The sequence below is a fragment of the Methanoregula boonei 6A8 genome (genome assembly GCF_000017625.1).
In the GTDB taxonomy this organism is placed as follows: domain Archaea; phylum Halobacteriota; class Methanomicrobia; order Methanomicrobiales; family Methanospirillaceae; genus Methanoregula; species Methanoregula boonei.
Map to the genome: position 1 here is coordinate 1 of NC_009712.1, position 12,798 is coordinate 12,798.

The window sequence follows — 12,798 nt, forward strand, 5'->3', positions numbered from 1 at the left end:
TTTTTCGAATTGTTTAAATACAATTAAACACATATTAGAGATGACTATTTTTATTACATATTGAAAATATCTTAAGGTATTTTCTTTCAGATTCCACAAGAAACAAAGGGGTCCCCCATGAAATCAGTTTCTCAGAAGAAACAGAATTGTTTTCCCGCAAATGTGCCTTATTTGGAGGATTATGAAAATTAAAAATAAAAAATGTTCGATTTTGATAATTATGTCTGATTTGGGAAATCTGCGGTTTAAAACATCCTTTCCACAGGAAGCAATGGGGTTTATAAAAGGAACAAAGTACGTACTTTTTTAATCTCTCCCCACTAAGACTCAGCTCCACGTGTCATTATGCCTGAAACAGAAGATCCTGCAACCGGTTTATTTATAAAATATCTCTCCAATAACCGGATATTCCGGGACCGGGAAGTGCTCCGGCACTCATACCGGCCCCAGATCCTACCCCACCGTCAACCTCAGATTGATACTATTGCCTCCATTCTTGCCCCCTCACTCAGGAATGAAACCCCGTCCAATATTCTTATTTACGGGAAGACGGGGACTGGAAAAACCGCGAGCGTCCGGTACGTCGGCTCGGAGCTTGAGAAGGCCAGCAGTACCATGGGGACCACCTGCAGAATAGTCCATCTCAACTGTGAAGTGATCGATACGCAGTACCGGGTACTTGCGCAGATTGCCAAATGTATTGATGACGTTGATGAGGCTTCCAGCGATAAGGCAAAAATCCACATCCCCATGACCGGGTGGCCAACGGACCAGGTCTATTCAGAACTCAAAAACCAGCTCGACACCGGAGGAGGTGTTCTCGTGATCGTACTTGACGAGATCGACAAGCTGGTAAAAAAGAGCGGGGATGACACGCTCTATAACCTGACCCGGATCAATTCTGACCTGAAGAACTCCAAGGTCAGTATTATCGGGATCTCCAATGATCTCAGTTTTAAGGACTTCCTTGACCCCCGGGTACTCTCCTCCCTTTCGGAAGAAGAGATCGTCTTTCCCCCGTACAATGCCCCCCAGCTAGTGGATATCCTGACCCAGCGTGCTGCAGGAGCGTTCCTTGATGGAGCGATTGCCGATGGTGTGATTCCCCTTTGTTCCGCTCTTGCCGCCCAGGAGCATGGCGACGCCCGCCGAGCCTTGGACCTGCTTCGGATATCCGGTGAACTTGCCGACCGGGACGAATCAAAACAGGTAACTGATGTTCACGTCAAACAAGCGCAGGCAAAGATTGAAACAGACAGCATGATCGAATGCATTGCCACGCTCCCCACCCAGAGCAAGTTGATCCTCTTTTCCATGCTGACGCTTGAGCAGCTGGGCCAGAACATCTTTACAAGCGGGGAGGTATCGCGGGTATACCAGGATATTGCCCCGGAGATCCAGCTGGATATCCTCACTCACCGCAGGATCACCGATCTGATCTCGGAGCTTAACATGCTCGGGGTCATCAATACCCGAGTCGTGAGCAGGGGAAGGTACGGTCGTACAAAAGAGATGTGGTTCGATGCCAATACCGGGAAGATCCGCGAGGTTGTCCTCAAGGATCCCCGGCTTAATGGTCTTAAAGATCTTGATATAAATCAGATGGAAACCAAATGGTTAAAAACGTGGTTCAGGTGACGTGTGATGGATGACAAGGATCTTGAACTCCTCCGGATTCTTGAGGAGAACAGCCGGCTTTCGGCCCAGGAAATTGGATCAATGACCAACCTTATCCCGGCTGAGGTGGAAGCACGGATCCATGCCCTTGAAGAGAGCCGGATCATCCGGAAGTACACCACGGTCATTAACTGGGAAAAGGCAGGAAACGGTGAAGTCTCCGCAATTATTGAGCTTAAAGTGAGCCCTGAGCGGGACTTTGGGTACGACCGGATTGCCGAGAGGCTCTCCCGGTTCCGCCAGGTGCGCACCCTGCGCCTGATCACTGGTACTTACGATCTCCAGCTCATGGTAAGCGGGAAGAATGTCCAGGAGGTATCGCGTTTTGTCTCCGAGCATGTTGCCCCTATGGACCGGATCCGTGAGACTGCGACACACATTGTCATGAAGTCCTATAAGGAGAACGGCAACACGCTCTTTGAGCAACAGGAAGCCGAACGCCTTCCTTATTCATTCTGAGGTGGCCGGATGCGAAACTTTGTCTCCGACCGCGCCCGGGATATCCCGCCCTCAGGAATACGGAAATTCTTTGACCTTGCCCTCACGATGAGTGATGTCATCTCGCTGGGTGTCGGCGAACCCGATTTCCGGACCCCTTGGAACATTTGCGAAGCCGGCATCTATTCGGTTGAACAGGGTGCAACCTCGTATACCCCGAACCGTGGGCTTCAGACCCTTCGCAGGGCACTTGCCATACACCTCGCAAACCGGTACCAGCTCCGGTACTCCCCGGACGATGAGATGATCATCACCACCGGGGTTTCGGAGGGGCTTGATATCGCCATCCGGGCCATTGTCAACCCCGGCGATGAAGTGCTGATTGCTGAACCCAGCTATGTCTCCTATGCCCCATGCGTAGCCCTTGCCGGCGGGATTCCGGTTCCGGTCGAATGCACCGAACAGGATCACTTCCGTCTCAACCCGGATAAGCTTCAGGAAAAGATTACCCCTAAGTCGAAGGCCCTCATCGTCAATTTCCCCAACAATCCGACCGGCGCGATCATGAGAAAGGAGGATCTGGAACCGATTGCCGATATCGTTACTGACCGGGATCTGATGCTTATCAGCGACGAAGTCTACTCGGAGCTCACGTACGAATCCCCCCATGTTGCTGCGGCAACAGTAAAAGACCTCCGGGAACGGACGATCACGCTTAACGGGTTCTCCAAGGCCTATGCAATGACCGGCTGGCGTATCGGGTATCTCTGTGCACCAAAAGAGATCTGCGATGCCGCGCTCAAGATCCACCAGTATGTCATGCTCTGCGCTCCGGCGATGGGGCAGATCGGAGCGCTTGAGGCACTCCGCTCCGCAGAAGATGAGAAGACAAGTATGATCAGCGAGTACCGCCTCCGGCGTAACTCGTTTGTGGCCGGCCTCAACCGGATCGGCCTCTCCTGCCACGTGCCCGAGGGTGCGTTTTATGCCTTCCCCTCGGTTAAAGGTACTGGGCTTTCCGATGTAGAATTTGCAGAACGGTTGCTCCGGGAACAGCGTGTTGCCGTAGTGCCGGGCAGCGTGTTTGGGGCCGGCGGGGAATACCACCTCCGCTGTGCGTATGCAGTCTCACGAGATGAGCTCACAGAAGCCTTGGGACGGATGGAGTCCTTCATCAACGGTCTCTAAAGCCGCCGTCCCGCCCCGGGTGACCCTGCCCTATACAACAATAAAACATCCCGACTCTCCTTTTCTTCTTCAGGGCAGAATTTATTGCCCAACCCGGCATACACTACATGATATTCCAATGAGCTGTTCAATTATCGTAGGTGGCTTTTTTGGGGATGAGGGGAAGGGCAAGATTGTTGCCCACATCGCACATGCGGATGAACCCGTTATCATCTCCCGCGGTGGTGTAGGCCCCAACGCCGGGCACACAGTGCAGATCGGCGATCGTGAATACGGAGTAAGGATGGTACCGTCCGGGTTTGTTTATAAAAAGGCAAAACTCTGTATTGGGAGCGGTGTGCTGGTCGATCCACGGGTCCTCAAACACGAGGTCGAGACGCTGGGCGTCAAGGGCCGTGTTTTCGTAGACAAGCGTTGCGGTATTATCACCGAGGACCACATTGCCCGGGACAAGGGCAGCGCCCACCTCTCAAAGAAGATCGGGAGCACCGGGTCCGGCTGCGGCCCGGCCAATTCCGACCGGGTCATGAGGATTTCGCCGCAGGCAAAGGATGTCCCGGAGCTTAAGGAGTACTTACTGGATGTCCCCAAGGCAATCGATGATGCCTTAAAGGCCGGAAACGAGGTCCTTCTCGAAGGTACACAGGGTTTTGGGATCTCGCTGTATTACGGGACGTACCCGTTTGTGACCAGTAAAGACACCTCGGCCTCACAGATCGCCGCTGACAATGGGGTCGGCCCGACAAAGATCGATGATGTGATTGTGGTCTTCAAGGCCTATCCTACCCGGGTGGGTGAAGGCCCCTTCTCCACCGAGATGTCTGCGGAGAAATCCGATGCCATGGGGATCCAGGAATTTGGAACAGTCACCCACCGCAAGCGCCGCATCGGTGGCTGGGATGGGGAAATGGCCCGGTACTCGGCCATGATCAACGGCTGTACCCAAGCCGCGATCACCGGCATCGACCGGGTGGACAAGGATTGCTTCGGGATTACCGAGTACAGCAAGCTCACCAGGAAGGCACGGGAGTTCCTCAAGACCGCCGAGGATGACATCGGCAGTCCAGTCACCCTCATCTCCACTGGTCCCGAGATGTCCCAGATCATCGATATCAGGAAAGAGTACGCATGAAGCGTTCGCTCATGGATATCCTCTGCTGCCCGGTTTGCAAGGGCGATCTCGCGCTCCGGGTCGATAAGGAAGACCCTCAGGAGATCCTTGAGGGAAACCTGCACTGCGCTGCCTGCAGTGCAGACTATCCGATCACCGGGGGAATCCCCGACCTCCTTCCGCCATCCACGCGATAACGGGTGAGATAATGCTTCCCTCCCTGCCCCTCGGGATTCTCGTTGCTGCGGGTAGTCCTGATGCGGAAGGGGTAACAACCGAGATCAATCTCAACCGGTCGGGCATCAATACAATTGATCTTCCCCGTGAAAATGCCCAGGTCGAATGCGGGGGTGCCCTTAGGGTCCGGTTCAGGAACCGCGGCGCCCCTATTCACATCACCGCAACGACCTCCAATGCCGGGATGTTCACTGATTTTTTCCATGAGAACATGTATGTAATTGACGAGGTGGTGCTGGGTATACCTCTTAGGAAAGAGTGTGCCCCGGGGTTTTTCGATATCGAAATTATTGCCGGCTACGGGGCGATGAAGGCAACAATGCGGGTCGAGGTAATGGTCAGGCCGTCCCGGGAAGAGGAGCAGCGGGAAAAGGAACCTCCCATCCAGCCTGAAGCGCACGGCCGCCCCCATCTCCTGATGGTGGCAATGGCGATCGGCCTGATCCTCTACTGCGCATGGTATTACACGAAGATTGAAGTCCTCAACCTTGGTGCATTTATTGCGCTGATTGTCGGCATTCTGTACGTATGGTACCGACAGATCTGATCCTTGCCGGCGCAACCCTTGTCCTTGCGCTTGCGATCGACCGGGCAATCGGCGATCCGCATTCCCCGTACCACCCGGTGGCCCTGCTTGGGCGATTTATCAGCTTGTGGGGACGGCCTTCGCGGTACCCTCCTGTTTTTCAGCGGGCTGCCGGCATCTTTTTCTGGCTGGTAACAGTCTGTTTCTTTGCCCTTCCGTTTTTCCTCTTTGGCCGATATGTCCCGTGGCTCGTGTACCTTATCGACGCTCCTTTTCTCCTCAAATGCTGTTTTGCATGGCGCTCGCTGGAGGAGCATGCACAAGAGGTCGTCGCAGCGTTGAAGAACGGCATTGATGCCGGCCGGGAACAGGTAGGCCTGATGGTCTCGCGTGACACGGCCTGTCTGGATCCAGAGCATATCCGCTCGGCTGCATATGAGTCTGTTGCCGAGAACCTTACCGACAGCATCATCTCACCGCTCTTCTATTTCTCCCTTCTCTCGCCGTTTGGTTTCGGGCTTGCCGGCGCAGCAGGTTTCCGGGCGGCAAATACGATGGATGCGATGCTCGGGTACCGGGATGAGCGGGCCCGGATCGGCTGGTGCCCGGCAAGAATGGACGATATTCTCAACTATCTCCCGGCCCGGATCACAACACTGTACCTGCTTGCCTGGTTTGCGACCCAGGGAACGTTCGGGGCTGCGTGGCGTACAATGCGCAGGGACGGTAAGAAACGCCCGGGGTTCAATGGTGGGATCGTGATGGCTGCGATGGCGGGAGGGTGCGGTATCCGTTTTGAGAAGCCGGGAGTCTACTCCCTGGGCGATGGCGGGAGGTCGCTTGAAGAGGGGGGACCGGCAATCATCCGGGCGGTCAGGGTGGTGACGCTTGCGTTTGCGGCAACTGCTGCCAGCACACTTATTTTATTGGCATGGCTGATCCAATAGTACTGGTATATGAAGCTTGAAGAACTGAGATTTGGCACTGAGCTGCTCAAACGCGGCTTTGCATCCATGCAGAAAGGGGGCGTGATCATGGATGTCGTCAATGCCGAGCAGGCAAAGATTGCCGAGGCAGCCGGGGCCGTCGCAGTCATGTCGCTTGAGCGGGTGCCGTCCGATATCAGGAAAGCGGGCGGTGTCGCACGGATGGCAGACCCCGAGAAGGTCACTGAGATCATTGAAGCAGTTTCGATCCCGGTTATGGGTAAAGTCAGGATCGGCCACTTTGTCGAGGCACAGGTGCTCGAGGTGCTTGGCGTCGACATGATCGATGAGAGCGAAGTCCTCACTCCCGCAGACGAGGAATACCATATCGATAAGAAACAGTTCAAGGTCCCGTTTGTCTGCGGGGCACGGAACCTGGGCGAGGCACTGCGCCGGGTAAATGAGGGGGCAGCGATGATCCGCACGAAGGGCGAGGCCGGGACCGGAAATGTCGTCGAGGCCGTGCGCCACATGCGGGCGATCACGGGAGAGATCCGGAAGATCCAGGGAATGGACGATCAGGAGCGGATCGCCTATGCACGGAGCATCGAGGCCCCGGCGGAGCTTGTTGTTGAGAGCGCAAAGCGAGGCCGGCTCCCAGTGGTCAACTTCTCTGCCGGAGGCATTGCCACCCCCTCGGACGCTGCCCTGATGATGCAGCTTGGTGCTGATGGAGTCTTTGTCGGATCGGGGATCTTTAAATCCTCGAACCCCGAGAAGATGGCAAAAGCGATCGTGGAAGCGGTCAACCACTACAACGATCCCACCGTTATCGCCAGAATCAGCAAGGGCCTTGGCGATGCGATGCCCGGCCTTGATGTCCATACGCTCAGGCCCGATGAGGTGTTGCAGACCCGTGGGCGATAAGACCGTAAAAGTCGGTGTGCTCGCACTTCAGGGTGATGTGAGCGAACATATCGATGCCTTTACTGCTGCGCTGCGCAAGCGGGGATACACGGAAGATTCCCCGGTTATAGAGGTCAGGAACCCTGAGGATCTTGCCGGCTGTGCAGCCCTTGCTATCCCGGGTGGGGAATCGACCACCATCTCCCGGCTGGTTGACAAGAACGGGCTGTACAAACCAATCCGTGATTTCAAAGGCGGGATTTTTGCCACCTGCGCCGGTATGATCCTCATGGCAACCGATGTCGGCGACCCCCGTGTGCACAGCCTTGGCCTTCTGGATATGACTGTGGACCGGAACGCGTTCGGGCGCCAGCGGGAGTCTTTTGAAGCCGATATCCGGGTGCAGGGTCTTGATGGTGGATCGTTCCATGCGGTTTTTATCCGGGGTCCTGTAGTAACCGAGGCCCGGGACGGGGTCGTTGTCCTTGCCCGGACCGACAAGGGTATCGTTGCCGTGGAAAAAGGCCGGCATATGGCCCTTGCCTTCCACCCGGAGCTTGGCGGGGACCTCCGGCTCCACGAGCGGTTTTTAAAGAACCTGGGTGTCTGATCCCATCCATTCATTATTTTTCCTGCCAACATTTTCCGGCATGATTTCGGAAAGCTCGCATTTCAGGGAGATGGCCCGCAGCCTCGGTGCCGATTTTGTCGGGATTGCCGATCCCGAAGGATTCAACAATCCCGAGTACAGGGGGAACAGGCCTCAGGATTTTGCGCCATGGATTCGATCCATCATGGTGCTTGGGGTGATCATCCCCAAGGGTTGTGTCGACCCCCTCCCGAAGGGCCGGGCCGAGTACACCAATACCCTGATGGCTGGCACGGTAACCCTCCGGGTGATGGGGTTTGCCCTGGTGCGCGAGCTTGAGAAACAGGGATACCGTGCAATGCTCGTCCCCTCGGAAGGAAGCGAGTTTGGAACCTGGTATGCCAATAAAGAGACGCTCAAAGCCGATCTCTCGCTCAAATATGCCGCATGGCTTGCCGGCCTTGGCGAGTACGGCCTCAACCAGCTGCTCATCACCCGGGAGACCGGCCCCCGGATCAGGATGACTGCGATCCTCACAGATGCGCCAATCGAGCCGGACCACCCCTCGGGGAAATCCTTTGTCCGGCCCGAGTGCGCCTCCTGCCAGAAGTGCGTGAAGATCTGCCCGGTCAAAGCGCTCTCGGCAGACGGGACCATCCAGCCGCACCTCTGCCGGGACTACCTCTTCTCCACCCTTGGCGGCCTGCGGTGCGGCATGTGCATCCGGGTTTGCCCGCTGTAATCCTTTTAAAGCGCCGGATTCACGCCCAAATGCGTATAAATCCTGCCGTTGACAACTCTTTCTGCCGGAGGAAAAACCGGAACCGGGTGGTATTTTCATGTGCGATTATAAAAAATATCTTGCTGAATTCATCGGAACTTTTGTCCTTGTTTTCATCGGAACCGGAAGTGCTGTTGTCGCCGGGAAAGAGATCGGATTTCTCGGTATCGCTCTTGCCTTTGGCCTGTCGGTCCTTGTCATGGTCTATGCAATCGGGCAGATCTCCGGGTGTCATATCAACCCGGCAATCACGATTGCGATGCTTGCCAACGGGAAGATCGGGTCTAAGGATGCTGCGATGTATATAATTGCACAGTGCATCGGCGCCATTATCGCATCACTTGTCCTGCTTTCTATCATGACCGGCCTGCCGGGATATAGTCTCGCCATAAACGGCCTTGGCCAAGACGGGTACGGTATTGCCTCCCCGGGAGGATTCCCACTCATGTCAGGCTTTATTGCGGAGGTTGTCCTGACATTTATCTTCCTGATGGTGGTCTTTGGTGCAACCTGTAAGAAGGCCCCGGCCGGCTTTGCCGGGATTGCCATCGGTCTTTCCCTTGCCATGATCCACATGGTCGGAATCCCGATCACCGGTACATCCGTGAACCCCGCCCGGAGCCTGGGCCCGGCACTGGTGGTCGGTGGGACCGCCCTTGCCCAGCTCTGGATGTTTATCCTTGCACCGATCATCGGGGCGCTCGTGGCGGCAATAGTCTGGAAATATCTCTTTGAGGAAACAATGTCCCCGGCATAACCCCGGGGTTCACTTTTTTGTCCGCAGGTCCTTTTTCATTGCCTCTTTTCTTTGCTCTTCGGGCATCAGTTCGATCGCATACCGCAGGGCTGTCCGGGGCATCACCTCCCGGTTTTTTACTATATAGGAGAAGACTTCGTCCCGGTGTTTCCGGCTTGCCTCTTTTAAGAGCCAGCCATAGCCCTTCTGCACCATATCATCGCTGTCGGTAAGGAGAAGATCGGCTATCACGATCGCTTCAGGGAGAAACTTCCCGTGTTTTGCCGGGACAATCAGGGAGACTGCCGCAGCCCGGCGCATCCAGCGGTTCTCCGATTTTGCCCAAACCCTGAGTTCCCCGGTGCATTCCGGGTAGCGTTCGAAAAACGCCCCCAGCGCATGGTTGCAGAATCCGTCGCACGAGGCCCAGTTTTGGATGTAGGTATCGATCCACCGCCGGAAGACCAAGAGATCCTTTTTTTCGAACCGGTCGTCGAGGGCATATGCCCATGTGGAGACAACAAAGGACTCCTCAAGTTTTCCCGAACGATACAGTTCCTCGCAGAGGGCAAAGATCGCTTCCTTTTCCTGGTTTTTGATCTCTTTCCAGTACTTCTTTGCAAGGGCCGTAACCACCGGGGTCTTGATTCCGTAACAGGAGATCTCTTCCTTAAAGAACCGCTGCGATGTTGTGCGGGTCTGTTTGTCTGCAAGTCCTTCGAGTTCCTGTCGGATGCGTGCGATCACCGGGTCCATGGAAGAACGTAAGGAAAGGGGGAATAAGAACCCATGTGTAGGAAGGCGAAAATGGCGGGGGCCTGGGCCCGGGGGTAAAAACAGGGTTTTTCAGGCTTTCATACCCTTTTCTGCCTTGGCAGTACACTCCGGGACCGGACTGTTCCCATTTTCGAGATAAGTCGCCCCCCATGTGCAGAGTGCCTCAAGGATCGGGATGAGCGTCCTGCCAAAATCGGTGATGGAATATTCCACCCGGGGCGGCACCTCGGGATAAAGGGTCCTTTTTATCACGCCATCGTTTTCGAGCTCGCGCAGCTGCTTGGTGAGCATCTTCGCGTTGACCCCGGGGAGGGATCGCTGCAGTTCGCCAAAACGCATGACATTGTCGCCCAGGCGCCAGAGGATAAGGGGTTTCCACTTGCCCCCGATTACATCCAGGGCCGCCTCGACAGAGCAATGGTATACTTTCCCGTTCTTGGAAGTTATCATAGTTACACCAATGAAAGTCCCTTACAATATTATCTGTATTTCCTATTTAATCTGTTGAGCCTTAATTCATCATAAGGGTTCAGATTGCCATATCTGCCTATAAAGATTGCGGGTTACCGGCCGTTTGGCCACAATCCACCCTTTTCGCAGGATACGAGGAATATTCATGGAAAAGATTGAGATCCCGAAGAATTTTTTTATCCCGATGCCGGTTGTTCTGGTCGGGACAATGGTGAACGGACGTGCGAACTTCATGGCCGTGGGATGGTGTGCCCGCGTCAATGGCAATCCGCCGATGATCGCCTGCGGGATCAGCAACAGCCACGCCACGCCGGGGGGGATCACAGCGACAAAAAACTTTTCGGTCAACATTCCCTCGTCTGCCCTCTTGGAAAAGACCGATTACTGCGGTATGGTTTCCGGTAAGACGGCAGACAAGTCCGGCGTGTTCGACGTTTTCTATGGGACCTTAAAGACAGCTCCCATGATCCGGGAATGCCCGGTTACCCTCGAGTGCCAGCTCGTTCAGGTGGTAGCGCTCCCCACTCACACGCTCTTTATCGGTGAGATTGCAGGAGCGTACGCGGACAGCAGGGTGATTAAAGACGGGAAACCGGATTTCCCGGCAATAGACCCGCTCTTTTTGACCATGCCCGATAACCGCTATTGGGCACTCGGGACGTATGCCGGGGACGCATGGAGCGCCGGAAAGCACCTGAAATCTTCAACAGGCTAAATGCATCAGGAAAAGAAACTGCCATGACAACCATCCTTGTTAACCAGGATCTCTGCACCCGGTGCGGGATCTGTGCCATTGTCTGCCCGATGGGGATTGTCTCCCCCGCTGGTGAGAATACCCTGCCAAAAGTCCCGGACGAAAAGGCCGGAGCCTGTATCCGCTGCGGTCACTGCGAAATCCATTGCCCGTCGCAGGCACTTTTGCTGAACTGCCTCATCGATGAGAAGGGTACCCTCCCGGCGGGTGCCGGAGCGATCTCAAAAGAAGATCTCGGCCCCTACCTCAAAAAACGCCGTTCCGTGCGCCACTTCACCAAAGAGCTCGTACCGCAAGAGACGGTTGCCGGGATCCTTGATGTGGCCCGGTACGCCGCCTCCGGAGGGAATGGCCAGCCGGTAGGATGGCTGGTTATACTGGACCCAAAAAAAGTTCATCGGCTTGCCGGGCTGGTTGTCGACTGGATGCGTACGCTTGAAAACAGCAGCCACCCGATGAGCGGGTATGTCCCCGGCCTCATCGCCGCGTGGGATGCCGGGATGGATCCGGTCTGCCGCGGGGCCCCCCATCTCGTGGTTGCTCATATCCCGGAGGGTAACCCGATCGCCCCGGTGGACGCCATCATTGCGCTTACCCATTTCGACATTGCCGCGCCGGCATTCGGCGTGGGAGCCTGCTGGGCCGGTTTCTTCTCAATGGCAGCACGATCCTATGAGCCGCTTAAAGAAGCCCTCGCGCTCCCCCCGGGGCGTGAGTACTCGTACAGCCTCTTCTTTGGTTACCCGCAGTACAAGACCTATGGTATCCCGCGCCGGAACCCGGTGCTGGTGGAATGGAGATAGGAACGGGAGGACCCGGGGAAGGCAGGGTATGCCCGTTCCGGGAAGGATAGTATACCCGGACAGCACACGTCGGTTACGGTGATACGATTGACAGATTATGCTACAATAGGAAGGAAAAAACTCGAGGAGATCGATGGCAAGGCAGGCGTTGCGGTTGAAGAACGACTCAATGCCATCTGCCCCGATCTTGCACGGTACCTTATCGAGTATTCGTTTGGCGAGATCTACGCCCGCGAGGGATTGGATAACCGGACAAAAGAGCAGGCTGTTGTCGCTGCCCTCACCGCCATGGGCACGGCAGCTCCCCAGCTCAAAGTCCATATCCACGCGGCGCTCCACGTCGGATGCACTCCCGAGGAGATCCGGGAGATTATCATCCAGATGGTCGGGTATGCCGGGTTCCCGGCCACCCTGAATGCCATGGGAACTCTCATGGTGGTTCTTTCCGAAACCGGGCAGAACCTCCCGAAGGATTCTGTCCACGCAGGATCCACGGGTCGGTATAATCGAGGGAGGGAACTGCTCGCGCGGATCGCTCCCGATCAGGAGCGGGTGTTAAAGGAGACCTTCGACCCGATCAACCCCGATATAACCCGGTATGTTGTCGAGTTCGGGTACGGAGACATCTATGCCCGGGGCATCCTGCCGATCCGGAACCGGCAGGTGGCAACCATTGCGGCGCTTGCCGCAAAGGGAACGGCCCCTTCGCAGCTCCGGTTCCATATCGGCGGCGGGCTCCGGGCCGGTCTCTCCGAAGCGGAGATCGTGGAGATTATGCTGCTGGTTTCAATCTATGCGGGCTTCCCGGCGGCGTTAAACGGCATCCTTGCCACCCGCGATGTGGCAGAGGCCCTTAAAGACGAACAACGGTGAGAAGG

Annotated in this window: 16 protein-coding genes; 14 read left to right on the forward strand and 2 right to left on the reverse strand. The window is 55.8% G+C overall.

From position 1 onward, the window contains the following. Positions 1-345: 345 nt before the first annotated feature. The 11 genes from MBOO_RS00005 to aqpZ all read left to right on the forward strand — a co-directional run bounded on the left by MBOO_RS00005 (position 346) and on the right by aqpZ (position 9,136). Positions 346-1,638 (forward strand): ORC1-type DNA replication protein, encoded by a 1,293-nt coding sequence (locus tag MBOO_RS00005; RefSeq protein WP_011991013.1) that lies wholly within the window; start codon positions 346-348, stop codon positions 1,636-1,638. A gap of 6 nt (positions 1,639-1,644) precedes the next feature. Then, positions 1,645-2,136 (forward strand): Lrp/AsnC family transcriptional regulator, encoded by a 492-nt coding sequence (locus tag MBOO_RS00010; protein ID WP_011991014.1) that lies wholly within the window; start codon positions 1,645-1,647, stop codon positions 2,134-2,136. A 9-nt stretch (positions 2,137-2,145) separates the two neighbouring features. Next, positions 2,146-3,303 (forward strand): aminotransferase class I/II-fold pyridoxal phosphate-dependent enzyme, encoded by a 1,158-nt coding sequence (locus tag MBOO_RS00015; RefSeq protein WP_011991015.1) that lies wholly within the window; start codon positions 2,146-2,148, stop codon positions 3,301-3,303. A 118-nt stretch (positions 3,304-3,421) separates the two neighbouring features. After that, positions 3,422-4,435, forward strand: a complete 1,014-nt coding sequence (locus MBOO_RS00020) for an adenylosuccinate synthetase (protein ID WP_011991016.1) — start codon at positions 3,422-3,424, stop codon at positions 4,433-4,435. Beyond that, positions 4,432-4,611, forward strand: a complete 180-nt coding sequence (locus MBOO_RS00025) for a methytransferase partner Trm112 (protein WP_011991017.1) — start codon at positions 4,432-4,434, stop codon at positions 4,609-4,611. The genes MBOO_RS00020 and MBOO_RS00025 overlap by 4 nt, the downstream gene beginning before the upstream one ends. Positions 4,612-4,622: 11 nt before the next feature. Then, on the forward strand, positions 4,623-5,198 hold the full coding sequence (locus MBOO_RS00030) for a DUF7524 family protein (protein WP_011991018.1): 576 nt from the start codon (positions 4,623-4,625) through the stop codon (positions 5,196-5,198). Further along, positions 5,180-6,124 carry an adenosylcobinamide-phosphate synthase CbiB gene (cbiB, locus tag MBOO_RS00035; RefSeq protein WP_011991019.1) on the forward strand — a complete coding sequence of 315 codons (945 nt, stop codon included), beginning with the start codon at positions 5,180-5,182 and terminating at the stop codon, positions 6,122-6,124. Before MBOO_RS00030 ends, cbiB begins: the two co-directional genes overlap by 19 nt. Before the next feature lie 9 nt (positions 6,125-6,133). Next, on the forward strand, positions 6,134-7,030 hold the full coding sequence (gene pdxS / locus MBOO_RS00040) for a pyridoxal 5'-phosphate synthase lyase subunit PdxS (protein WP_011991020.1): 897 nt from the start codon (positions 6,134-6,136) through the stop codon (positions 7,028-7,030). Then, a complete protein-coding gene (gene pdxT, locus MBOO_RS00045; protein WP_048068158.1) occupies positions 7,002-7,619 on the forward strand; it encodes a pyridoxal 5'-phosphate synthase glutaminase subunit PdxT in 618 nt (205 codons plus the stop codon). Before pdxS ends, pdxT begins: the two co-directional genes overlap by 29 nt. A gap of 40 nt (positions 7,620-7,659) precedes the next feature. Then, complete coding sequence (locus MBOO_RS00050) at positions 7,660-8,340, forward strand: epoxyqueuosine reductase (protein ID WP_011991022.1); 681 nt, start codon at positions 7,660-7,662, stop codon at positions 8,338-8,340. A 97-nt stretch (positions 8,341-8,437) separates the two neighbouring features. Beyond that, positions 8,438-9,136 carry an aquaporin Z gene (gene aqpZ, locus MBOO_RS00055; protein WP_011991023.1) on the forward strand — a complete coding sequence of 233 codons (699 nt, stop codon included), beginning with the start codon at positions 8,438-8,440 and terminating at the stop codon, positions 9,134-9,136. 9 nt (positions 9,137-9,145) lie between these two features. On the opposite strand, the gene MBOO_RS00060 is transcribed toward aqpZ, so the two are convergent. Then, positions 9,146-9,871 carry a DNA alkylation repair protein gene (locus MBOO_RS00060; RefSeq protein ID WP_011991024.1) on the reverse strand — a complete coding sequence of 242 codons (726 nt, stop codon included), beginning with the start codon at positions 9,869-9,871 and terminating at the stop codon, positions 9,146-9,148. Between the two features lie 90 nt (positions 9,872-9,961). Next, complete coding sequence (locus MBOO_RS00065) at positions 9,962-10,342, reverse strand: winged helix-turn-helix transcriptional regulator (protein ID WP_011991025.1); 381 nt, start codon at positions 10,340-10,342, stop codon at positions 9,962-9,964. Between the two features lie 166 nt (positions 10,343-10,508). Between MBOO_RS00065 and MBOO_RS00070 the strand changes: the two genes are divergently transcribed. The 3 genes from MBOO_RS00070 to MBOO_RS00080 all read left to right on the forward strand — a co-directional run bounded on the left by MBOO_RS00070 (position 10,509) and on the right by MBOO_RS00080 (position 12,793). Then, positions 10,509-11,078, forward strand: coding sequence for a flavin reductase family protein (locus MBOO_RS00070; RefSeq protein WP_011991026.1), 570 nt, complete (start codon positions 10,509-10,511; stop codon positions 11,076-11,078). A 23-nt stretch (positions 11,079-11,101) separates the two neighbouring features. Beyond that, positions 11,102-11,920: a nitroreductase family protein gene (locus MBOO_RS00075; RefSeq protein ID WP_011991027.1), complete on the forward strand. Its 819-nt coding sequence runs from the start codon at positions 11,102-11,104 to the stop codon at positions 11,918-11,920. A gap of 78 nt (positions 11,921-11,998) precedes the next feature. Next, the gene (locus MBOO_RS00080) at positions 11,999-12,793 is read left to right on the forward strand and encodes a carboxymuconolactone decarboxylase family protein (RefSeq protein ID WP_394295867.1); all 795 of its coding nucleotides are present in this window, start codon (positions 11,999-12,001) and stop codon (positions 12,791-12,793) included. Positions 12,794-12,798: the final 5 nt, after the last annotated feature.

Coding starts and splice junctions, on each gene's coding strand:
- cbiB (WP_011991019.1), top strand. CDS start 5,180: ATGGTACCGACAGATCTGATCCTTGCCGGCGCAACCCTTGTCCTTGCG.
- MBOO_RS00010 (WP_011991014.1), top strand. CDS start 1,645: ATGGATGACAAGGATCTTGAACTCCTCCGGATTCTTGAGGAGAACAGC.
- MBOO_RS00020 (WP_011991016.1), top strand. CDS start 3,422: ATGAGCTGTTCAATTATCGTAGGTGGCTTTTTTGGGGATGAGGGGAAG.
- MBOO_RS00070 (WP_011991026.1), top strand. CDS start 10,509: ATGGAAAAGATTGAGATCCCGAAGAATTTTTTTATCCCGATGCCGGTT.
- pdxS (WP_011991020.1), top strand. CDS start 6,134: ATGAAGCTTGAAGAACTGAGATTTGGCACTGAGCTGCTCAAACGCGGC.
- MBOO_RS00015 (WP_011991015.1), top strand. CDS start 2,146: ATGCGAAACTTTGTCTCCGACCGCGCCCGGGATATCCCGCCCTCAGGA.
- MBOO_RS00025 (WP_011991017.1), top strand. CDS start 4,432: ATGAAGCGTTCGCTCATGGATATCCTCTGCTGCCCGGTTTGCAAGGGC.
- MBOO_RS00030 (WP_011991018.1), top strand. CDS start 4,623: ATGCTTCCCTCCCTGCCCCTCGGGATTCTCGTTGCTGCGGGTAGTCCT.
- MBOO_RS00075 (WP_011991027.1), top strand. CDS start 11,102: ATGACAACCATCCTTGTTAACCAGGATCTCTGCACCCGGTGCGGGATC.
- MBOO_RS00060 (WP_011991024.1), bottom strand. CDS start 9,871: ATGGACCCGGTGATCGCACGCATCCGACAGGAACTCGAAGGACTTGCA.
- pdxT (WP_048068158.1), top strand. CDS start 7,002: ATGAGGTGTTGCAGACCCGTGGGCGATAAGACCGTAAAAGTCGGTGTG.
- MBOO_RS00065 (WP_011991025.1), bottom strand. CDS start 10,342: ATGATAACTTCCAAGAACGGGAAAGTATACCATTGCTCTGTCGAGGCG.
- MBOO_RS00050 (WP_011991022.1), top strand. CDS start 7,660: ATGATTTCGGAAAGCTCGCATTTCAGGGAGATGGCCCGCAGCCTCGGT.
- MBOO_RS00005 (WP_011991013.1), top strand. CDS start 346: ATGCCTGAAACAGAAGATCCTGCAACCGGTTTATTTATAAAATATCTC.
- aqpZ (WP_011991023.1), top strand. CDS start 8,438: ATGTGCGATTATAAAAAATATCTTGCTGAATTCATCGGAACTTTTGTC.